The sequence below is a fragment of the Clostridium paridis genome (assembly GCF_016765615.1).
GTDB lineage: Bacteria > Bacillota > Clostridia > Clostridiales > Clostridiaceae > Clostridium_T > Clostridium_T paridis.
In genome coordinates, this window is sequence record NZ_JAESWA010000022.1 from 57,742 (window position 1) to 79,156 (window position 21,415).

22 protein-coding genes and 2 pseudogenes are annotated in these 21,415 nt (G+C 30.3%); 2 read left to right on the top strand and 22 right to left on the bottom strand.

Annotated elements, in window-relative coordinates:
* Positions 1–217 precede the first annotated feature (217 nt).
* The 5 genes and pseudogenes from JK634_RS07880 to JK634_RS07900 form a co-directional block, all read right to left on the bottom strand.
* Positions 218–1,497, bottom strand: a pseudogene (locus JK634_RS07880) (IS30 family transposase).
* Between the two features lie 244 nt (positions 1,498–1,741).
* Positions 1,742–2,359, bottom strand: a complete 618-nt coding sequence (locus tag JK634_RS07885; protein ID WP_202767102.1) for an NUDIX hydrolase N-terminal domain-containing protein — start codon at positions 2,357–2,359, stop codon at positions 1,742–1,744.
* 34 nt (positions 2,360–2,393) lie between these two features.
* Entirely contained in the window at positions 2,394–3,116 is a 723-nt protein-coding gene (locus JK634_RS07890) for an HAD-IA family hydrolase (protein WP_202767103.1), read from the bottom strand.
* Positions 3,117–3,128: 12 nt separating this feature from the next.
* Positions 3,129–3,542 carry a hypothetical protein gene (locus JK634_RS07895; RefSeq protein ID WP_202767104.1) on the bottom strand — a complete coding sequence of 138 codons (414 nt, stop codon included), beginning with the start codon at positions 3,540–3,542 and terminating at the stop codon, positions 3,129–3,131.
* A 30-nt stretch (positions 3,543–3,572) separates the two neighbouring features.
* Positions 3,573–4,151 carry an isochorismatase family protein gene (locus JK634_RS07900; RefSeq protein WP_202767105.1) on the bottom strand — a complete coding sequence of 193 codons (579 nt, stop codon included), beginning with the start codon at positions 4,149–4,151 and terminating at the stop codon, positions 3,573–3,575.
* Positions 4,152–4,327: 176 nt separating this feature from the next.
* On the opposite strand from JK634_RS07900, the gene JK634_RS07905 reads away from it, so the two are divergent.
* Positions 4,328–4,849, top strand: coding sequence for a hypothetical protein (locus tag JK634_RS07905; RefSeq protein ID WP_202767106.1), 522 nt, complete (start codon positions 4,328–4,330; stop codon positions 4,847–4,849).
* 91 nt (positions 4,850–4,940) lie between these two features.
* On the opposite strand, the gene JK634_RS07910 is transcribed toward JK634_RS07905, so the two are convergent.
* The 17 genes and pseudogenes from JK634_RS07910 to JK634_RS07990 form a co-directional block, all read right to left on the bottom strand.
* On the bottom strand, positions 4,941–5,720 hold the full coding sequence (locus JK634_RS07910) for a helix-turn-helix domain-containing protein (RefSeq protein ID WP_202767107.1): 780 nt from the start codon (positions 5,718–5,720) through the stop codon (positions 4,941–4,943).
* A gap of 329 nt (positions 5,721–6,049) precedes the next feature.
* Positions 6,050–7,206: pseudogene (locus JK634_RS07915) on the bottom strand (DUF362 domain-containing protein).
* A gap of 67 nt (positions 7,207–7,273) precedes the next feature.
* Positions 7,274–8,113 (bottom strand): ornithine carbamoyltransferase, encoded by an 840-nt coding sequence (locus JK634_RS07920; protein WP_202767108.1) that lies wholly within the window; start codon positions 8,111–8,113, stop codon positions 7,274–7,276.
* A gap of 135 nt (positions 8,114–8,248) precedes the next feature.
* Positions 8,249–8,980 (bottom strand): ABC transporter permease, encoded by a 732-nt coding sequence (locus tag JK634_RS07925; protein ID WP_243425584.1) that lies wholly within the window; start codon positions 8,978–8,980, stop codon positions 8,249–8,251.
* Entirely contained in the window at positions 8,980–9,825 is an 846-nt protein-coding gene (locus JK634_RS07930; protein ID WP_202767110.1) for an ABC transporter ATP-binding protein, read from the bottom strand. The genes JK634_RS07925 and JK634_RS07930 overlap by 1 nt, the downstream gene beginning before the upstream one ends.
* Positions 9,826–10,005: 180 nt before the next feature.
* Positions 10,006–11,016, bottom strand: a complete 1,011-nt coding sequence (locus tag JK634_RS07935; RefSeq protein ID WP_202767111.1) for a LytTR family transcriptional regulator DNA-binding domain-containing protein — start codon at positions 11,014–11,016, stop codon at positions 10,006–10,008.
* A gap of 137 nt (positions 11,017–11,153) precedes the next feature.
* The gene (locus JK634_RS07940; protein ID WP_202767112.1) at positions 11,154–11,318 is read right to left on the bottom strand and encodes a hypothetical protein; all 165 of its coding nucleotides are present in this window, start codon (positions 11,316–11,318) and stop codon (positions 11,154–11,156) included.
* 171 nt (positions 11,319–11,489) lie between these two features.
* Positions 11,490–12,494 (bottom strand): hydrogenase expression/formation protein HypE, encoded by a 1,005-nt coding sequence (gene hypE, locus JK634_RS07945; RefSeq protein ID WP_202767113.1) that lies wholly within the window; start codon positions 12,492–12,494, stop codon positions 11,490–11,492.
* A gap of 13 nt (positions 12,495–12,507) precedes the next feature.
* Positions 12,508–13,587 (bottom strand): hydrogenase formation protein HypD, encoded by a 1,080-nt coding sequence (gene hypD / locus JK634_RS07950; RefSeq protein WP_202767114.1) that lies wholly within the window; start codon positions 13,585–13,587, stop codon positions 12,508–12,510.
* Positions 13,584–13,799, bottom strand: a complete 216-nt coding sequence (locus JK634_RS07955; RefSeq protein ID WP_202767115.1) for a HypC/HybG/HupF family hydrogenase formation chaperone — start codon at positions 13,797–13,799, stop codon at positions 13,584–13,586. The genes hypD and JK634_RS07955 overlap by 4 nt, the downstream gene beginning before the upstream one ends.
* A 38-nt stretch (positions 13,800–13,837) precedes the next feature.
* Positions 13,838–14,518 carry a hydrogenase nickel incorporation protein HypB gene (hypB, locus tag JK634_RS07960; protein WP_202767116.1) on the bottom strand — a complete coding sequence of 227 codons (681 nt, stop codon included), beginning with the start codon at positions 14,516–14,518 and terminating at the stop codon, positions 13,838–13,840.
* 4 nt (positions 14,519–14,522) lie between these two features.
* Positions 14,523–14,846: a hydrogenase maturation nickel metallochaperone HypA/HybF gene (locus tag JK634_RS07965; protein WP_238881854.1), complete on the bottom strand. Its 324-nt coding sequence runs from the start codon at positions 14,844–14,846 to the stop codon at positions 14,523–14,525.
* A gap of 10 nt (positions 14,847–14,856) precedes the next feature.
* Positions 14,857–17,145: a carbamoyltransferase HypF gene (gene hypF / locus JK634_RS07970; RefSeq protein WP_202767118.1), complete on the bottom strand. Its 2,289-nt coding sequence runs from the start codon at positions 17,143–17,145 to the stop codon at positions 14,857–14,859.
* Positions 17,127–17,567, bottom strand: coding sequence for a hydrogenase maturation protease (locus tag JK634_RS07975; RefSeq protein WP_202767119.1), 441 nt, complete (start codon positions 17,565–17,567; stop codon positions 17,127–17,129). Before JK634_RS07975 ends, hypF begins: the two co-directional genes overlap by 19 nt.
* A complete protein-coding gene (locus JK634_RS07980; RefSeq protein WP_202767120.1) occupies positions 17,564–18,970 on the bottom strand; it encodes a nickel-dependent hydrogenase large subunit in 1,407 nt (468 codons plus the stop codon). Before JK634_RS07980 ends, JK634_RS07975 begins: the two co-directional genes overlap by 4 nt.
* Positions 18,971–18,992: 22 nt before the next feature.
* On the bottom strand, positions 18,993–19,811 hold the full coding sequence (locus JK634_RS07985; protein ID WP_338031228.1) for a hydrogenase small subunit: 819 nt from the start codon (positions 19,809–19,811) through the stop codon (positions 18,993–18,995).
* 201 nt (positions 19,812–20,012) lie between these two features.
* Positions 20,013–20,414, bottom strand: coding sequence for a DUF6608 family protein (locus tag JK634_RS07990; protein ID WP_202767122.1), 402 nt, complete (start codon positions 20,412–20,414; stop codon positions 20,013–20,015).
* A gap of 256 nt (positions 20,415–20,670) precedes the next feature.
* Here JK634_RS07990 and JK634_RS20435 point away from each other — a divergent pair, with 256 nt between their 5' ends.
* The gene (locus JK634_RS20435) at positions 20,671–21,414 is read left to right on the top strand and encodes a cytochrome b5 domain-containing protein (protein ID WP_243425585.1); all 744 of its coding nucleotides are present in this window, start codon (positions 20,671–20,673) and stop codon (positions 21,412–21,414) included.
* Position 21,415 lies beyond the last annotated feature (1 nt).

A 21,415-nucleotide genomic window follows, 5' to 3' on the forward strand; every position in this document is an offset into this window, starting at 1 on the left:
TAAACGAAATGCCACTTTTGTATCCGAAATGCAGGTTTTGTAAATGAAAAACAACTTTTGTAACCCAAATGCAGTTTGATTTTTGGTTTTTATTAAAGTATTATAATTAAAATAAGCATGCTAAATGGAGGTCGACTCCCTCTCGATTTTTTTGTAATCGGAGAATCCACCTCTGATTTCAGTTCTTTATGAGCTGTTGGCGGCACTGTTTATATTATTATTTTTTGAGAAGAGTAGGCTTCAACATGATGTCATTGGCGGCAACCTGTGAACATCCTAGTTTATGTAGTACTTCTTCTCCATAGTAAAAGCTGAACGTTTCGTATGGGCTACGGTTGTTCAGCTTTTTTCTTTTGTATGAATTAATGTGATTCATCATTAAACTAACATCTTCCTGTGTGAGTTGGTCAAAGCTGGCACCCTTAGGAATAACTCGACGAATCAATTCATGATTCACTTCGATAGCACCTTTTTGATAAGGACTACCTGCATCACAGTAAAATACATTGGTACGAAAAAATGGGAACGTAACCCGATGTTCAATGGATCTTGGATTGGAAAACTCACTTCCGTTATCTGTAAGTATTACAGGAAATAACTCTGAAAACAACTCCTTCCCAAGTACTTTATCGAGATGATTAAATACATCCGTAACGGACTTTGAAGTATTTGCATCCCGCAGGAATGCAAGCATCAGGCTGCAATCAACAAAGTGAATAGTCAAAAGACATTTACCGCCTTTTGTTCCAATGACAGAGTCCATCTGAACAACCGCTGTATCAGGATTTTTATCAATAAATGCACTAAATGCTTCATAGTTACGGCCAATACGACATCCTTTATCTACTTTAAACTCTGGCTTTTTGTAGCGTTCACGAAACTTTACTTTACGTGGTAAATCAATATTTCTGACATCAAAAAGGCAGGCATCAATGTAGTTATAAATTGTTTTCTCGCTGCACATAAGTTCATCTTCATGATTCACATAGATTTGGTGTATAGATTGTCCATTCTGAACAAGTGGTGAGATTATCTTATTTAACCGATCCACTTCCGCCTCAGAAACACATAACCCACTTCTGGATTGTGTTATAGATTCATGTGCTTTGAGATGCGCACGCTCCGCGTCGTAAATATTTTTTAATAGAGAGCATTTACTAAGTGTTTCACAACCATTACAAACATATGGAACACGAAACCTAGCAGTACAGATTTCTAAAATGAAATTAGAGCAGTTGTCATTACAGGATTGGCAAAGCTTACAGTACACAGTAGTTTTTCTAGTACAGCTTTTGCTTTGCAGCTGAAACGGTTCTTACAGGCGTTAAATGGATAGACAGGAAAACCAGTAGCAACTTCTGCACTATATTTGCGAACTTCTCTAGATATAGTAGTTGGGTTCTTATCTAATCTGCGACTAATTTCTTTGAAGGAAAGACTTTCTTTTAAAAATTTTTGCAAATCGAGTCTTTCTTCATAAGTAAAAAATTTAGACATATATCCTCCATTCTACCGCCAACTCTTTTAGGATATATGAATTTTAAACTTAGGAATATAAAAAGATTGGTATAATCCAATCTTTTGTAAGCCAGGATGCAACCTCCTGGTCATATATATTAAAATAAAAAACTTATAACTTAAATGAAATCGAAGGGTTGCATTTCGATTTGCAATTTAGGGCTAAAACAAAATGCAAAAAAAATAAAGTAGTATGAAATAAATTCATACTACTTTAATATTCTTAATCAAATATTGTTATAAAGTCTTTATTTTTGTGGGCATCAAAGCACATTTCTATTTGCTTTTTAGTATTTCTACCTAGAGATAACTCCGGCAAATTAGTTACATCAAAAAAGTCACTAGCTACTGTTTCAATATTCTTTTTAAATTCACCATCAACAAGTTCACATAGTACGAAAGCTTTATATACGCCATATGGAAATGGCTCTTCATAGTGTTTGCTTCTTTCTAGAACAGCAATTAATTTTTGTGGTATAACTTTAACACCTGCTTCCTCCATAGCTTCTTTTGCTACATTTTCTTTAATGGATAAATTTACTTCTGCCCAACCTCCAGGCAAAGACCAACATCCATCAATACTTTCCTTAACTAATAAAATTTTATCATCCTTAAATATTGCACCTCTTATCTCTACTTTAGGTGTTTGATAACCAACTTCATTGCAAAATAAATCTTTTATCTTTTCATTACTAATCTCGGTATATTCGCTTAGTATCTTAATTGATAAATCTCTTATTTGCTGAAATCTTTCAAGATCAAACTTATCAGTTGAATATGTTAAACCTGCTTGTGCAATTAACTGTAGTTCTTTAGCCCAGGTCAACCACTTAGGTTCCATTTCAATTCCTCCTTTAAAGCTCTGTTAAACAAAATTACTCATTTAATAAGTTTACTAGATCATTTAAATTTCTTATTACTTTATGTTTACTTCTAATAATTACTTTATTTCTTAATAATAATAAATTTCCTCTATTAAGCAAAACTGTTTTAATCCCTAACTTACTTGCTCCATCACAATTTCTTGGATTGTCATCAATAAATAATGCCTCTTCAGGTTTAACCCCTAGTTCTTCAATGGCATATTTGTACATCAATTCATTTGGCTTGGTTACTCCTTTTTTAGAAGAGATAATAAATGAAGAAAAATAATTACGTAAATTAGCTTGTCTAAATACATTTTCTAATGATGGCCATGCATCAGATATTACTGCTAATTTATAATCTTTGCATAAATCTGGTATTATCTCAAATACATCGTCATAGAATTTATATTTATCATAGTTATAAACAAAATCTTTAGCCAGTAATTCAACTTTTTCTTTGGTCAATTCAAGCTCTGGTAATTCACTTGAAAGTATTTCAAAAAAATTTGTGAAATGCTTGTACTCTTGTTCTTCAGTTGCAATTAAAGTTTGTGAATTTATATATCTCCAAGCTTTTTTCATAGCATTATTTTTATTTTTTAAAAAAGGTGAGTTAAACTTTTTCTTATTAATATATTTGTAAAAATTGGGTGAAATAGACCAACTTCCTGTTACCGGGCCATTTAACACTCTCCCTGAATCAAATAAAATAGCTTTTATATTATTATTCATATAAAAACCCTCCTACATTGAAGCTATCCATCTCATTAAAAAATATACACCGCCTGAGTACACTCCTATTATTGTTGATAATACAGGAAAAATAGTAAATTTATTATCTCTATACTTATAAAAATGTAAACTCAATGCCAATATAAATAAACCAAATACCACTAACCAATATCTAAAAAGCAGAAATGGAAATGCTATTAAACCTGCCATTGCTATTATTGACGCTGTATTTATTGGAATTTTACTTTCCTTATTTACCCTAAAGTATAAAATCCCAAAAAGTGTTCCAAGTACTGCTGAACCTATCCAAATTGTATTTATAATATTTTCCTGATAACTTGCTAGTTTATCACTAAAAAACATATATAAAACTATTCCTTGTGTAATAATCAAGAGTATTATCATAAATGATATAACTTTCTTCATAACTTCATCCCTTAATTCTTAAATTTTTATCTATACATTGATTAAATAGTTACTTCTCTTAGTCAATTTTTTAAACTCTTCAAAAGAAATTAGCCCTATTCCTCCTTGTTTAAATTTCTCTAGTATCTTAGGCATATTCCCCATATTAGATGTTACAATTGCATCAACTATAACAAAAACCTTATATCCTCTATATTTAGCACCTTTAGATGTTTTATATACACAATTGGCTGCATCTAGTCCTATTATAAATAGTTCCTTAATTCCTTTCTCCATAATAAAATCATTCAAGTCTGAATTAGTAAATGCATCTCCTTTTTCCTTTGTAAAAATATTATTACCAATAATATTTATTCGTGAATCTATTTCACTTCCTGGTGTTCCTTTAATAAACCTATTTCTATTAATTAATCTATAAAAGAAATTATTCTTAAAATAATGCTTTATATATATAATAGCTATTCCTTTTTTATTACTTTCATTAATGATTAGATTTGCATCATTAATAAGTTTATTTGTATCTTTATAGGGACTTTTCGATTTTGTTCCAGTTGCATCCTCTTGTATATCTATCACAAGTAAAGCTCTTTTATTTTTCTCATTATCCACCAATATACATCCTTCCAAAATCGTTAATATTAACCTTCTAATATATTATAATACAAATATAACTTTATATCACTTTAAATCATTTTATATGATTATACATAAAATCCTTATTATTCACCTTTTTTTTATATTCACATATATCATTTAGTGTAATAAAAATTTTAATGGAGTATAAAATGCAAGCTGAAAAATTAATTGAAAATAATGAAAATGTGTATGAACTTGATTCTGAAAATATCTATTTTCCGAAAACTATAAATCAGTATCCTGATTTTACTCAAATGCCATTTATACCTAATCCATATTTTATGGCAAGGACCCACTATGATGAAGAGTTTTTTCAAGACCCAGATGCTGCAATCGAAGAACCTAATACTGAATCAGAAGAATTTAGACATAAAAAATCCAAAGAACAGCATTGTGAGGAGCATGAAAAAGAGCATCATGAAGAGGACCATAATCCTGAAAAATTTAATTATGAAATTTATGCTTTTGAATATGAATCTCACCCTTATCAACAGTCTTTAGAAAATCAAAACCTTAACCCAATGTATAATTATAATCCATATACTAACCAAAATTATATGCCATATGCTACTCAAAATCATATGCCATGTAATACTCAAAATAATATGCCATATAACTATCAATACCCAATGTACAAATTTGATCCATTTTTTAGATTCTTTATTTATTAATACTTTGAAAAATCGTTCAAACTATCATTTACTTAGTATTAAATAAATGTCATAAAAAGTACCGTAAAAAAATTTACGGTACTTTTTCTTATCATTTATTATTTTTAAGCTCATCTATCAATTGTTCATTTCTTTTCATTGACATCATCCTTAAATAAGGAAGGAGTTCTATATAACTGAATAACTCTTTTTCAGTGCACATTACCTGCTTTACCTTGTTATTTCTACTTTTTTTGATTATCACCTTACGGCCTTTTTTTATAGCTTCTAAAGCCTTAACAAATACTTTCTTTATATATTGGTATAAATGATCATTTTCCTTTGTTCTTCTCTCCAGTTCTTCATCTTTAAGATAATCTAATGCACCATCTTTATTATAGAGTTTATAAATACAACTTTCTAAATCATCATAAATGATGAACTCATTATCCTCATTTTTTATATTTCCAAATACTTTTTCCATTGCAGAATAGGTAGTGATCCATACATCACCTGCCTGCTTTATTTCATCCTGTTCAAACTTGCCTCTTTCTATAGCTTTTCTAATGGTAGATCCATCAGATAATCCCCACTTTTTTGCTGCTTCTGATAGAGTCATTACTTCATTAATCTTTCTTATATTTTCTTCATCATTTATTATAAATATTGCTTTTATATCCGACTTTTCTAAATGTCCGTTAAAATTTTCTAATTTTATTCCCATTTGATCATACTGATTAGCTAAAACCAATATACTTTCTCTTTTGTATAATAAATTATAAATAGCATCAATACTTACTAGTGGTACTTCTAATTGGTTATCTTTAGTTTCATAAACCTGTGCTGGATAGAGCCTTCTATTTTCCATTGTTATAATGCAGATATTACTCATAACCTATTCACCTCTTATTACTTATTCACTATCTAGTGACAACTTAATTATATATTTTCACCTAAAAACTTGCAATCATTAAATACGTTCCCTGTAGTTCAAATATTCTCTAATACTAAAAGTATCTCTACAATTCACTATTTTACTATTATTATCACATTTATTTCACTACATAGTGAACCAATGATTATACTTATTGTATAATCAAAAAAGCTCTATGGACGTACCAAAGAACTTTTTATATTTTCTATATTCCAAATATATTCATGAATGTATGGGCTGCTATTCGTTCATAGGCATTTATGCCTTTAACCTTATAAAACCAGTAACTACCTCACCCCAAATCTTTTACTTATAGCTTTATGCTTTGTTTCAATTGCCCCTCTTGGGCAAAGTTCCTGACAACAAAAACATCTAATGCAGCTACTATAATTCCATTTAGGTCTTAATTTCTTATCTTTTTCAACAAAGGATATTACCTTTGGTCTTTCTGGACATACCTCGTCACATTTTTTGCATCCTACACATTTATCTTCTATTAAGACTGGATTTGGGGCAGTTAGCGAGGAAACCAAATTATTTAAGGTTGGAGTCAAAAAGTTAACCACTTTTGCATTACGAGATAGCTTAAAATTCTTGCATCTCATTTTTTCAATTTTTTCACCTAATACCTCAATTTCTTCTGGAAGTACTGCTCCCCATTTAGTTTCATGAGCACATTTAAAAATGGTACTTCTAATACCATGTCATAACCAATAAGTCTTACGGCTGTAGAATCTACTGCACTAAGGCATTTTCCCATGATTATAGTATCCATTTTTTTAGGAGTACCGTTTCTAGGTCCATTCCCTTCCATAGCTATTATTCCGTCAAGTATTGCAAAACTTGTTTTAACAACAGAGTTTAAATCCAATAACATCTTACTGAATTTAATTGGTTCTGGAAGTTTTGTATGCCACTCAGCTTTTTTTCTACCGGGTATACACCCAAATTGGTTCTTAACTGCTCCAGTATAGTACATCATGGCATGAGTTTTTAATTTTGGAAGAGTAATAACTACATCAGCTTCATATGGTGCCTTTGCTATATTCCAATATTTATACATAATTGGATTCTCAAGTTCAACATGAACTTCCTCATTAAAATCCACAAACTTTACTCCATATTTATTAGCTACTTCCATTAACCCTGAATTTTCTGCTGCTTTTCTTGTATCTTCAGAACCCGGTGAATCTCCAAAAACTATATTATTACTATATTCCTTAACAATTCTAATAACAGCTTCAAAAAAAGCATAATGGGTTATAACTGGTGACCCCTTTTCAATAACACTTAATAAATTAGGTTTTAGAAGCACTTTACTATCTTTAGGTATAAGTGTTTTTAAAAATGTCGTTCCACCCAAAAGCTCAAAACCTTCTCTAAGTTTTTTTTCAATAATATCTACATCATATTCAGTACACTTTAAAAGCGCCACTCTTTCCATTTTATACCACTCCCCTCGATATAGATTATACCATTTTTTTCTATAATAAAAGAAGTTTTATTGTTAATTATATTTCTAAACAAAATAATATTATAGCTTGTTGAACATATAGCAATGCTTTCTTAAATTCATAACCTACAAAATATTTCGACTCAATAACTTCTGCTGAAACCTCTTCCCCTCTAAAAAATGGAGGACAAGGATTTAATAAAGCATTCTCATTGGCTTTTAGCATGAGTTCAGTTGTAACTTGGAAAGATTCAAACCTCTCATTCATTTCAGGTAATGGATCAGTTAAAACTATATCAGTATTTCTTAACCCCTCTTCCATAGAATTCAACACTTTAAACTCTCCTAAATCTCCACTCATTTCATAACCTTGTGGACAAACTTGAGTTAATTTTAACTTCAGTACTTTTGATGCTTCTGCCCATGACCTACCTATATTTCCATCTGCTCCAACAAACGTATATTTTAAATCTAAATAATGTTCTCTTAGCTTTTTTATGGAATATAAATCTGAAAGGATCTCACAAGGGTGATTTTCACTTGTCATTGCATTAATAATTGGAATTTTTGTATATTCACACATTTTTTCAATCAAACTAATATCCGGATGTCTTACTATAATTCCATCAGCCCAATTTTCTAAGTATGAAACTACATCTTTTATATCTTCTTTTTTAACTAGTGCATCACTTGGAAACAATATGACTTGTCCACCTAGAGATGTTATTCCTTTTTCAAAAGTTACTCTAGTTCTAATACTTGAATTAGGAAAGAAAAGTACAAAAGTCTTATTCTTTAGATATTCAATATTACTATTATCTTCTAATTCTTTTGCTTTTTTGAATATTTTTTCAATATCATGTTTTGATAAATCTGTTATTCTTAATAAATTTCTCATATTTAGCCCACCCCAATAATTTATTTAAATAATATTATATCCAAATTTTAGAATCCCATCAATTTTGTTATTTTTTTTCAACATTAAAAGCTGCATCCTTAAGTTGCAGCTCCAAGCTTTAAATACTAATTAATTTTACTTATCCAAGCCCCTTTTCTTATATACAAATACAAAAATTAATGCTCCAATTATTATCCAAGCTATCATTATTGCAATTCTTTTAATGTCACCTGAGCCTAATGCTTCTCCTTTTAATGACTTTTCTAACATTGTATTCATATGCGTGTTAGGTATAATTCCTGCAAGGGTTTCAAAAGTTTTATTGAATCTTGAGAATATTGGCAGCATAAGAAATACAAAAAGTACAGGCATTCCAATTACTCCAGTAGACATTTGATTGGGTGAAAGGATTCCAATTACTGCTCCTAGTTCAATCATTGTGAATATCACTGGAGTTGTAAGAAGTATATATATTCCTAAATATTTAACTTCAATCCCAATTATGAAGAAGATTACAATATCAATTATTTCTGTTAAAAGAAGTGTTATAAGTGCCTTTCCTGCAAGGAATTCTGCAGCAGATACCCCTGAAAGCATAAGTGTTCTAAGAGTATTTTTTTCTTTTTCCTCCGCAATAAGCATTGCTATACAAAAACCTGTTATTAGTGTAAGGCTCATACCTAAACACATGATTAATATATAAGATTTTCCTATACCTTCCTCAGAGGAGCTTGCCCCAAGTATCTTCGAATATATAACACTAAAGATAATAGGCAGAAAATACATAATAGATACATTCATATTTTTGCCTAAATCTTTTATTTCTTTTTTAAATAGTGCATTTATTTTTCTCAATGATAGCTCCATTATAGTTCCCTCCCAGTAAGATTTAAGAATATTTTTTCTAAGCTTGGCTCCATTGAGTGAATTGCTAGAAGTCTTTCTTCTTCTATCCATGTTTTAATTGCCTTTGCACCTTCAAAATTATTCTTAATCATTATTTCTTTATTTTCATCTTTTAATATTACTTTGATATTATCGTTTGTATATTTAAGCTTCAATTCATCAGGATTTCCTATATCTACTATTTCTCCATCATTTAAAAATGCAACTCTATGACAAAGCTTGTCAGCTTCCTCCATATTATGAGTGGTTAAAAATATTGTAGTTCCTTCTTTATTAAGTTTTTTAAGCATCTTATGAATTTCTAAGGTTGTTCCTGGATCTAATGAAGATGTAGGCTCATCTAGGAATAATAATTTAGGTTTATGAAGTACTGCCCTTGCTAACATCAATCTTTGTCTCATTCCTTTTGAAAGCTTTTTGCCTTCTTTTTTTGAATACTCACTCATACCCATTTGCTCTAATACTTCTTTAACATTTTCTTTAGGAGTACCAGTAATATCAGCATATAGCATAAGATTATCTTGCACCGATAGTCTCTCATAAACACCACTAGTATCTGAAAGAATTCCTGTATTTTCAAATATCTCTTTTCTATTTGATATAACATTTTTGCCAAATACTTTTATTTCTCCGCTAGTTGGACTTAATTGAGAAGTTAGCAGCTTAATTGTTGTTGTTTTTCCTGCTCCACTTGGTCCTAAAAATCCAAAGATTTCTCCTTCTGTAATATTAATGCTTACATTCTTTAACGCTGAGTTTTTATTGAAATCCTTTCTTACATTTTTCATAGAAATAATGTTGTCCATGTAATTTCCCTCCCTTTGTTTCCATGGTCTAATTATTGCAGTGTTTTAATAGTCTGACCATAAATTTACCTTAAAAGGAGTATTTTACGGGTTCAATGGATGAATTTAAGTGCTTAATGATTATATAAAAAAGCTCAATGGAGTATATTTAAATCTGAGTGGATCATTTATTACTTGAAATTATAGTTTTAAAATTGCTTTTAATTCTTCTAACCTACCTTTAGATAATGGAATAGAACTTTTTATTTTATCATCTAAATTTAAACTATAGCTATTTCTTGTCCATGTAATTACTTCCCTCACTCTTTGAAGATTTACTAAATATGACCTATGACATCTAAAGAATCCAAAATACTTTAATCTATCTTCTAATTCCGTAAGAGATAAACTACAGGGGAACTTGTCTCCTCTTATGTTTAATGTACTTATACCTTGATCACTTTCCACATAATCTATTTCTGTAGGGTCAAAAAGTAGAATGCGTTCATCTACCTTCGCTGGAATCTTTTCTATTTTATATACAGGTCTTTTATCTATTTCTTCTCCTCTATCATTCTCATCACTGTTGTTTTCAATTTCAATAAGTCCTTCTTCATTTAGTCTATATGCTTTATCTCCAAGCATTAGGGTATCTTTAAAGAGAAGTGACGTAGTTAACACAGCAGTTCCATTTGAGCGCATTTCTTCAATATTTTCAATAATTATCTTTGCACCTTCTCTATCCATATTAAGAATTGGTTCTTGAAAAATTAAAAGTTTAGGTTCTTTTAACCTCTCTCTAGCAAGACTTAATCTTCTTCTTTGAGAATAATTTAATTTCTTTATTTCAGTGTCTTCAATATCTAATAATGCAACCTTTAGTAAGATTTCTTTATAATTAATCTTTGTACCTAAAATCTCTTCAAAAAGCTTCATGTAGCTTTTAATAGACATTCTTTCATAAAAACTATCTTCTCTAAGGATAACCCCTATTTCACTAATACTTTTTTTAAAGTAAGTAATATTTAATTTATCTTCTAAATAGACTTTTCCTTTCGCCGGTATCTCTTTACCTAATATTATATCTAAAAGTAAATCACTTACCTCATTACAACACTCTAAGCTTATAGAATTGCCTGCTTGTAAATCAATATTTATATTCTTAATTACATTGTTATCTTTTTCTTTATATAAATCCTCTATTTTAAGCATCTTATTTACCCCCAAATTATATATCCTTATATTAACATAATTGATACCAACTGTCTTATCTTGTTTTAATTTCAAAACAAAAAATAAGTTTAAGAATTTACTCTTAAACTTATTACTACTCTTATAATACAAATATTTTAAGATTTTGCTTCAAGCTTTTTCATTGCCTTCATAACATTTTCTTCACTTAAGTGAGTTTCTTCAATGATTTCTGTAATTCCTATACCTTTATCTAGCATATCTTTTGCTCTAACCATAGCTTTCTCATGCTCACCTTTTTTTAAATTCTTATCATCACTCATTAAAGCTTCCTCCTTTAGTTCATAGGAATGCTTAGCTGCATCAAATATTTAGTTACTATTTATATAAAGCTACAGACATAAAACAAATTAAACGTAACTTACTAAATACAACTAAGTATCAATTCAAGATTTAGTATTACCTTACTGTGGTTTTTTATTCAATTTGAGTCTTTAACATATTCTAGGAAGCTGTATTCCAGAAGGCATATCTATAATTCTCGTGCCTCCAATTATAGTTTTTAGATATACTTTTCCTTTCTTTCCTTCAGTTATATTACCGATGATTGCTGCATCTTTTCCTAAAGGATTTTTTTTCATAACTTCTAACACACTTTCACTATATTCCTCTGGCAAAATAGCACATAACTTTCCCTCATTTGCCAAATATAGTGGATCCAATCCTAATAAATAACAAACTCCTTTTACACCGTCACTTATTGGAATATCTTTTTCGTAAATAGTAATTTCAGCATTACTCATTTCAGCTATTTCATTTAAAACTGCTGCAAGTCCTCCTCTTGTTGCATCCCTCATCATATGAATTTTAGGACACACATTAAGCATCTCTTCTACTAAAGAATTTAATGCTGCACAATCACTCATTATATCTCCCTTTATTCCAAAGTTATTCCTTTCACAGGAAATTGTTGTGCCGTGATCACCTAATGTTCCACTTAGAATAATTACATCACCTGTTGCTACATTTTTTGCATTTATATTTATGTTATCTTCTATTATTCCAATACCCGATGTATTTATATAAATTCCATCAGCTAGACCTTTTTCCACGACCTTTGTATCTCCAGCAACGATTTGAACACCTGCTTTTTTAGCCTCTGTCCCCATAGAACTTACTATTTCTTCTAAATCTTTATATGGAAATCCATCTTCTATTATAAAACCAGCTGTAATGTATACTGGTTTTGCTCCACTTACTGCTAGATCATTTATTGTTCCACATAGCGCAAGCTTCCCAATGTTTCCACCACTAAAAAATATAGGGTTTACTACATAAGAATCAGTAGTGAACGCTATTTTTTTAGAACTTAGGGTTAAACATGCTGCATCTCCCATTTCTTTTAATGTCTTATTATTAAAATGCTTTATGAATAATTCCTTAATTAAGTTGTTTGACTGTTTGCCACCTTCACCATGAATTAAAGTAATTTTCTCCACTTTTACATCTCTCCTAACTGTACTTATAATATGCAGAGCATGTCCCTTCCGTAGAGACCATACAGGCACCTACTGGATTTTCTGGTGTGCAAACCTTTCTGAATAGCGGACACATCTTTGGAGTGATTTTACCTGTTAATATTTCTCCACATCTGCATATAGATATTTCCCTATTTCTTTCTACTTCTATATTGAAATACCTAATTGCATCATATGCTTCATATTCATCTTTTAGAACAAATTCACTTTCTATCACTCTTCCTATGCCTCTCCACTCACCATCAGAACTTTTAAATACTTTATTTATATATTTTTGTGCATTTTCATTTCCTTTTTCTCTAACTACTCGTTTATATTCGTTTATTACCCTAGCTTCGTTTTTATTTACAATTTCAACTAATTTTTTAATACCTTGTAGAATATCAACAGGTTCAAACCCTGTAACTACACCCGGTATTTTATATCTGCTGCTTAAATTTTCAAATTCTTTTATACCAGTAATGGCACACACATGACCTGGAAGTAAGTAGCCATCAGTTTTAAGTTCTGGATCTTTTGATAACTTTTCAATTATTGGAGGCATTTTTCTATGAGACGTTAGGAAGAGAAAATTATTTATTTTTCTATTTTTAACCTCAATGGCTGTTAATGCAGCCATTGGTGTAGTTGCTTCAAAGCCTAATGATAAAAATACTACTTTTTTATAAGGATTATTTATGGCAATATTTATTGCATCCATTGATGAATATACAATTCTTATATTATTATCTATGGATTTTCTATTTAATAATGTTCCTTCTTTCCCTGGAACTCTTAGCATATCTCCGAAGGTTACAATGATTACATCCTCTCTTTTAGATAGATTTATTGCTATATCTATATAGCTTTCAGGAGTAACACATACTGGACACCCAGGTCCTGAAATTATCTTTATATTTTTAGGTAAAATGTTTTTTATCCCATACTTAAATATTGACATGGTATGAGTTCCACATACTTCCATAATGGTAATTTCTTTATTACTTAGTTTCTCAATTTCTTTAACCAATACACCTGCATATTGTTGATTTCTATATTCATCTATGAATTTCATTTTTCACATAACTCCTTAAGTAAACATAGTGTACTCTCTGCTTCTCCTTCATCTATTATTGCAAGTGCACAACCCGCATGAACTAGTACATATTCACCTAACTTGACTTCTGGCACTAATTGCAAGAAAACCTCTCTTTGAATTCCTCCTATTAAAGCCATTCCTCTAGTATCATTTATAGATATTATTTTACCTGGAACACCAAGACACATTAGCTTTCCCCCTATGAATATTGATGGACACCATTATTTTAGGCCTTATATATATCATAAAAATGTTTTTTATCCTCTATTCTCTCTTTTACCCATTTACATACTTCTTCTAAACCTTCATTCCTCATGCAGGATGTTTCAAATACTTTTGCATTTGCATTTATGGAATTTATATCACCATAAAACTCCTCTTTATTGAAGTTAGTAAAATCTAATAAATCCATTTTGTTTAGTATAATTGCACTGCTTTTTTCGAACATCAGTGGATACTTTGACGGTTTGTCACTTCCTTCTGGAATACTTAACACCGAAATCTTAACATCTTCTCCAACTTCAAACTCTGCTGGGCATACTAAATTGCCTACATTTTCAATTATCAATAAATCTACAGACTCTAAATCCAACTCTTCCAATGCCTCTTTAATCATTGAAGAGTCTAAGTGACAAGCACCTTGAGTATTTATTTGGATGGTTTGTACCCCCAAGGCATCAATTCTTTCTGCATCCTTTGCTGTATATATATCTCCTTCTATAACTGCTATATTAAAATCATCTTTCATTTTCTTAATAATTTTTTCAAGAATTGAAGTTTTGCCTGAGCCAGGAGAACTCATTAAATTTATTGCAAATATACCTTTTTCTCTAAACTTTTCCCTATTTGTTGATCCAAGCTCTTCATTTGCTTTAAATATTTTAGTTAAAACTTTTATCTTACTCATATGATTATTCTCCTTCAATAGAAATTATATTAAGCTCATAACCTGTTAATATTGAAGTGCAAAATTTTTTACACTCAGGACAAAGCTTATTTAAATGATCTATATCAAAAACCTTATTACACTTATCACATTTAGCTTTAGCTTGAGTATAGTAAATTTCTAACCCCGCTTCCTTTGCAACAGTATCTTGCTTTAAACAACTAAAAGCAAAATTTAAAGCCTCTTCCATAACTCCTGTTAAAGTGCCTATTTCAAGTTTTATATTCAAAACTCTTATTAAGTTATTTTCTTTTGCTATACTTTTAACTATTTCTAAAGTACTTTCCATTATAGAAACTTCATGCATTATCTTCGCCTTGCCTCTGCATATTAATAATTGAATTTGCTATTATAAGCTCTCCAAATGATATTCCTTCATCATTTATTGGAATAAGTTTATTTGAATAAACTTCAAAATCATATGTTTTTAATTTCTTTATTATATTTAATAAGATATATCCATTTTGAAATACTCCACCACTTAGCATAACTCTATTTAATCTATATTCACTTCTTAGTAACACACACATATCTACAGTTATTTTTACTACTGTATTATGAAATTTTTGTGATATTACTTTTGCACTAACTCCTTTACTTTTATCATGTACTATACCCAATATTGCTTCGTTTATATCTATAATATAGTTTCCATTCTTAACCATTTTAAAACTATAACTTTCACTATGTGTATATTCAATCAATGCCTCTAATTCACATGCTGCCTGTCCCTCATATGTTGATATATGATTAATTTCTATAATGCTTGCTATTGCATCAAATAATCGTCCAATACTTGATGTTTGGGGACAATTAATGTCAGCTTTTATTAAGTCTGCAATAAACTCTCCTTTATCTCCGTACAGGCCTCTAATTATTCTAAGTCCTTCCTCCTCCTTATTTAACTCTTTGTAAGCACCATATATATATGAAACTCCCATTCGCCACGGTTCCTTTACTGCCATTTCTCCACCTGGCATAGCTCTATATTTCATATGAGCAGCTCTGGTAAATTTTTCTAAATTACATATCATAAATTCTCCACCCCATAGGTTTCCGTCCAATCCATAGCCTGTACCATCAAAAGCTATTCCTATTACTTTACCTTCAATTTTATTTTCCCCCATACAACTAGCTATATGAGCATGATGGTGCTGAACCTTTATCTTGGATATGTCATAACGATCTGCATGTTTATTTATCGTAAAATCTGGATGAGAATCGTAAGCCAAAAACTTTGGATTAAAGGAGAAGATATTTTTGAAGTGTTCTAAATTCTTTTCATAGTTATCATAAGATTCTAAGTTTTCTATATCTCCGTTATGCTGACTTAAATATAAATAACCTTCTTTTGAAATGCAGAAGGTATTTTTCATATTTGATCCTAAAGCTAAAATTTCTCTATTACTTACTCTTTTATATGGAATAGGAACATATCCTCGTCCACTTCTTAATAACATTATTTGATTTTCTAATATTTTAACTATAGAATCATCAATTGATATAAATATATCTCTATTATTTAATAAAAAATAATCTACAATATCCTTTAGATTATCTATTGCATTTTCATTCTTATATTCTATAGGCATTCCGCTTATATTTCCGCTAGTCATAACTAACGCTTCTAGGTCTTCATCAAATAGCAATTCATGTACTGGTGTATATGGTAGCATAACTCCAAGTGTTTTTTGATTTGGAGCTATTTCTTTTGGAATATTCTCACCAATGATTTTACTTAGTATTACTATTGGCTTTTTATCACCAGTTAAAACTTCTTCCTCTGTTTTATTAATATTACAATACTTCTTAGCTGTATAAATATCCCTAAACATGATAGCTAAAGGTTTATTGGGTCTTCTCTTTCTATCTCTTAAATTTTTAATAGCACTTTTATCTTTGGCATCACATACTAAATGAAAGCCTCCTATCCCTTTAATAGCAAAAATTTTTCCTTCTTTTAATTTCATTTTTGTAAATTCAATTGGATCTACATTATTTACAACCTTTCCCTCACTATCTGTAACCCACAATTTAGGCCCACACTCCCCGCATCCATTAGGCTCAGCGTGAAATCTCCTATCTATTGGATTCTTATACTCTATTTCACAACTCCTGCACATTTTAAATTTTTTCATTGTAGTTGAATTTCTATCATATGGAATTTTCTTTATAATTGAAAATCTAGGACCACAATTCGTGCAGTTAGTAAACGGATATTTGTATCTCCTATTTCTTGGGTTCTTAATATCTTCTATACATTTGTTACAAATAGCTATATCCGGTGGAATAAATGTAACTTTACTTACTTCTTCGATACTTTCTTTTATTTCAAAGGTGTGATAATTATTAGGTAGTCTTTCTTCTAAAATTATCTCTTCGATACTTGAAATTTGTGGCTTTTCCTTCTCAAGATTTTCAAGAAATGCGTTAATTAGATTCTTATCTCCCTGTATGTCTATTAGTACACCTTGTGAACTATTCTTAACCCAACCTTTTAAGTTAAACTCATTAGCTAATCTATATATATATGGCCTAAAACCTACTCCTTGAACCCGACCTTTTACAACTATATAAAATCTTTGCATATCCATAAAACCTTCTTACATATATCCTGAAATCTATTTTCTAATTCTTTAGATAGCTCTAATGAAAAATTAAAGCTGCTTCCTTCTATTCCAATGAATTCTCCCTTAATCCTTTTTAAATAATTCATTAATGCATCTATAAAACTATACCCATGCTGAGTAAGTGAAATATTTCTACTTTTTAAATCTTCTAAATCATAGACTATAATTTCCCCAACTTTAAGCCCTAGTTTAGTTGCATCTAAAACTATAATAATATCTTCTTCGTTAATCTTAGCTAGACAAAATTCAAAATCTGTTTCTCCTATTATGACCTCTAGACCTAATTCATTTAAATTTTCATATATAGCTTCTGCAACCTTAATAGCTACAGAATCATCCTCCATTAGTCTATTACCAATTGCTATTAATTTGGTACTCATATTATTATTTCCAAAGGACTCATCCTATCGCTTAATACATGAGTTGCACAAGAAATACATGGATCAAATGACCTTACAATCCTTCCTATCTCAGCTGGTTCCTTAGGATTTTGAATTTCTGTGCCTATAAGTGCCATCTCAATTACTCCTCTTACTCCCTTTGAGTCAGTGGGAGAGCAGTTCCATGCACTTGGAGTTATTATGTTATAATGACTTATTTGCTTGTTTTCTATAGATAACCAATGTCCTAAAGCCCCTCTAGTAGTATCTGTCAAGCCTCTACCTTTAGAGCTATCTGGTACAATGTACTTCCTTTGAGAAACACCATCATAATTAACTCTTTCTAGAAGCTTTTCTATAGTCTCTATCATCTTTTTTGCTTCTAATACTCTAGCAATAGTTCTATCCATGGTTGATATTCTATTCTCATAATTTCCACTTAATATCATTCTTGCAAGTGGTCCTACTTCCACTGGCTTTTCTTCATACCTAGGAGATTTTACAAAACTATAAGCATTTTCCTTGCTCATATCATCTTCTGTTTTTTCTAAAAACATATCATTTTGAATACTTTCTCCACTGTACCAAGAATTATAAATATTCTCAGTTATTTTATCTTCTTGAAATTCACCTATATTTCCATCTATAAGTACCGAGGGCTTTACATAAGTTAGTTCTTTTTCACTATATTTATCATAAAGTCCATAAGTCATTAAATTTTTATATCCATAACCTAATGAGTAATAGTCTTTATAGTAATCTCCTATTATATAAACATCTGGAATCATCTTATTAATTATAAAATTTTTGATTTCACTAATTAGCTCTTTTAGTCTTATATATCTTGTTGCATCCATTCCTTCTGTTACACCACCTAAAAATATCCCGTGAGTATGTGGTGCTTTTCCGCCTAAGGTTGCACATCCTTTATGGGCTAAACGACTAATCCTTATAGCTTCTAAGTAATGTTCTGATATTTCTTTATTTAATTCTTCAGGCAATCTTAAATCATAATTGGTTTTTGAACTTATTGGCTGAATATCTGGTGTTACAACGAAATCTGGAAGTGTATAGAGGTAAAAATGCCTTATATGATTTTGCATAAATTCCATACCGTGAATTATATCTCTAAGCATCCTATCATTTTCATTTACAGATACTTTAAATGCATCTTCTAGAGCCAAACTTGAAGTTACTGCATGTGCAGTAGAACAAATTCCACATATTCTTTCTGTAAAATATATTGCATCAAAAGGCGATTTGCCTATCATCATCTTTTCAAAACCTCTAAATAAAAGGCCACTGCTTTTAGCATCTACTACTTTGTTATTTTCAAGCTTTACTTCTATCTCCATAAAGCCACTTATTCGAGTTATAGGATTAATTGATATGGTGGTACTCATTTATACTTATACTCCTTTTAAATTAATATCTAACAAAGGGTTCCATTCCATCAGGGAAGGTATTGTTTGCACAACCAATACAAGGGGTATTATCTCCAACAGGCCAGTTTATGTGTCCATTCCATTTTTCTATTGGGCAATTAGTTTTAGTTACTGGACCTCTGCAACCTAATTTGAACATACAGGTTTCATCTCCTGGTTTTTCAGCAAATATTCCCTTATCAAAGTATCCCCTTCTTGAACACGTATCATGAATAGTTATTCCGTAAAATAACTTCGGTCTATTAAATTCATCTAACTCAGGTACTCCCTTAGTTATTAAGTGAGCAATGGTTCCTACAACCCAAGCTGGATTACATGGGCAGCCAGGTAAATTAATAACATTTCTTCCTAATGCCCTTGAAAGACTTACACTTTCAGAAGGATTAGGGCTTGCTCCAGATATGCCTCCGTGTGACGCACAAGTTCCAACTGCTAGTACATATTTAGCCTTCGCGCCTGCCATCTTTACTGCTTCATATGCCGTTATTTCACTACCATTATACTTAGCTAAAATAGTATACTTTCCATTATTTTTTAAAGAGATTGCTCCATCTACAAGCAAAATAAATTCCGTATCAAGAGTTTTTAGGAATTCATCAAATGCGTTACTCCCTTCCTCTGCCATAATGCTATTATTGTATGTTAAATTAATTATTTGACTTAAAAGATACTCCACGTCAGGATCTGAGGCATTTAAGAAAGAGATTATATTACCAGAACACCCAGTAGCCTCAAACCATATTGCATTTATTTTTTCTTTTCTTGCTTCTTTAATATCATTTATTGTATTAGAAACTATTCTATATGAGTCATTCTCTTTATTCTTAAGTAAAGAAAAAAAGCCAGCACACTCCAATTTATTTCCCCCATTTTAATAGATAACGTCTTATTATATTTATGTTTTAACTATTCCACTTATTCTTTTTTAATGTATGTAATTGCAACAAAAAAACTCAGCAATAATTGCTGAGCTTTTGCTCTCATTATACGGAAATTTAAATTAATTATTATTTTTTATTTCGAATTTCTTTTTATTACGTAATTTAGTAACAATGCTCTGCACCACAACTACAGCTAAAAATATAAAGCTCCAATTTAAAAAAGCATCTCTGTAAGCTGTCTTAGAAAGTTCTCCTAAAAACCCGATCCCCCATACAATTAAAAATATAAATAGAATAGAGATTGCATATTGCACAGTTATTTTTATGAAAGAATTCTTAATATTTATATAACTAAACATACCATAAAAACCTACTCCAACAAAGGTAAATAACGCCCTTATTAATATATGGGCATTAGTATCAGTTGCTTGTCCACTAAATAATTGATAAATGGAACTAATTAATGTTACCAATGTGAAGATTACTGTAAACAATATAGATAAATTGAGTATTTTTTTCATAGCACCCCTCCTCATAATAATTACATTTTTTGTAACTAAGCTATTATTATCTTACCACAAACTACATTATTTTCCAAAACTTTCAGAAAATAAGTAATGGTCTCACTATTAAGAACAATATAGTTATCTTTGTAATAGTGATCTATTCGAAATAATATATTTGTAATACGTTTTGACTTATTAAGCTACTCTAACAAATACATAACATTTATTTATATCTAATTAGTAAATAAGCAATTAAATATGGGAGGATTTAATGAATTATTTTGTTCCCTTTGGGAATTCCTTTAATCATTCTAGTTTTTACGAAATGGGAAAATCCTATAGATCTGTTGAGGAAGTTCTTTTTATAATTGAAAAATCTTTTGATAATCAACAAGAAGATGAAATAGCTTATAATTACTTAATGGCACTAGCTCAAACTGAAGAAGAAAAATCTATCCTTATATCCATAAGAGATGATAATTTAAAACATACTGGATTCTTAAGAGAAATATATGCTTTCTATAAAAAACAATGTGCCCCTATGTTAAGACGCTCAGACTGTACCTATTCAGAGGCATATATTCCTCAAATAAAAAAAGCTAGACTTAGTGAGATGGAAAACGTATATAGATACCGAAACATATTGACTGGTTTAACAGATAAGTATTATAGAGATATGATGCTTGAAGCTTTAACTGATTGCATTATTCACCTTTCTAAATATGATTATATACTTTACCTTAACTTAGAAAGGAATTTATCTAACCGAAAAAATTTGAGGCAGGTTAAAGAATTTACCATAGAAGAGCTCTCAAGATATGATGGTTCTAATGGGAATCCTGCATATGTAGCCGTTAATGGAGTAGTATATGATTTAAGTAGTGAAGCCTCCTGGGGTGGAGGCACTCATTTTGGTTTAACTGCAGGTATGGATCTAACTTTACATTTTGAAAAGTGTCATAGTACCCCACCAATTTTGTCAAAGCTTCCTAAGGTTGGGATACTTAAATCTTAAT

What these genes read in the sequence shown, in the direction of transcription:
- JK634_RS07905 (WP_202767106.1), top strand. Translation starts at nt 4,328, where the DNA reads ATGCAAGCTGAAAAATTAATTGAAAATAATGAAAATGTGTATGAACTT.
- JK634_RS07930 (WP_202767110.1), bottom strand. Translation starts at nt 9,825, where the DNA reads ATGGACAACATTATTTCTATGAAAAATGTAAGAAAGGATTTCAATAAA.
- JK634_RS07895 (WP_202767104.1), bottom strand. Translation starts at nt 3,542, where the DNA reads ATGAAGAAAGTTATATCATTTATGATAATACTCTTGATTATTACACAA.
- JK634_RS07955 (WP_202767115.1), bottom strand. Translation starts at nt 13,799, where the DNA reads ATGTGTCTTGGTGTTCCAGGTAAAATAATATCTATAAATGATACTAGA.
- JK634_RS07925 (WP_243425584.1), bottom strand. Translation starts at nt 8,980, where the DNA reads ATGGAGCTATCATTGAGAAAAATAAATGCACTATTTAAAAAAGAAATA.
- hypB (WP_202767116.1), bottom strand. Translation starts at nt 14,518, where the DNA reads ATGAGTAAGATAAAAGTTTTAACTAAAATATTTAAAGCAAATGAAGAG.
- JK634_RS07980 (WP_202767120.1), bottom strand. Translation starts at nt 18,970, where the DNA reads ATGAGTACCACCATATCAATTAATCCTATAACTCGAATAAGTGGCTTT.
- JK634_RS07940 (WP_202767112.1), bottom strand. Translation starts at nt 11,318, where the DNA reads ATGAGTGATGATAAGAATTTAAAAAAAGGTGAGCATGAGAAAGCTATG.
- JK634_RS07975 (WP_202767119.1), bottom strand. Translation starts at nt 17,567, where the DNA reads ATGAGTACCAAATTAATAGCAATTGGTAATAGACTAATGGAGGATGAT.
- JK634_RS07965 (WP_238881854.1), bottom strand. Translation starts at nt 14,846, where the DNA reads ATGGAAAGTACTTTAGAAATAGTTAAAAGTATAGCAAAAGAAAATAAC.
- JK634_RS07990 (WP_202767122.1), bottom strand. Translation starts at nt 20,414, where the DNA reads ATGAAAAAAATACTCAATTTATCTATATTGTTTACAGTAATCTTCACA.
- JK634_RS07890 (WP_202767103.1), bottom strand. Translation starts at nt 3,116, where the DNA reads ATGAATAATAATATAAAAGCTATTTTATTTGATTCAGGGAGAGTGTTA.
- hypD (WP_202767114.1), bottom strand. Translation starts at nt 13,587, where the DNA reads ATGAAATTCATAGATGAATATAGAAATCAACAATATGCAGGTGTATTG.
- JK634_RS20435 (WP_243425585.1), top strand. Translation starts at nt 20,671, where the DNA reads ATGAATTATTTTGTTCCCTTTGGGAATTCCTTTAATCATTCTAGTTTT.
- JK634_RS07920 (WP_202767108.1), bottom strand. Translation starts at nt 8,113, where the DNA reads ATGAGAAATTTATTAAGAATAACAGATTTATCAAAACATGATATTGAA.
- JK634_RS07935 (WP_202767111.1), bottom strand. Translation starts at nt 11,016, where the DNA reads ATGCTTAAAATAGAGGATTTATATAAAGAAAAAGATAACAATGTAATT.
- JK634_RS07885 (WP_202767102.1), bottom strand. Translation starts at nt 2,359, where the DNA reads ATGGAACCTAAGTGGTTGACCTGGGCTAAAGAACTACAGTTAATTGCA.
- hypF (WP_202767118.1), bottom strand. Translation starts at nt 17,145, where the DNA reads ATGCAAAGATTTTATATAGTTGTAAAAGGTCGGGTTCAAGGAGTAGGT.
- JK634_RS07910 (WP_202767107.1), bottom strand. Translation starts at nt 5,720, where the DNA reads ATGAGTAATATCTGCATTATAACAATGGAAAATAGAAGGCTCTATCCA.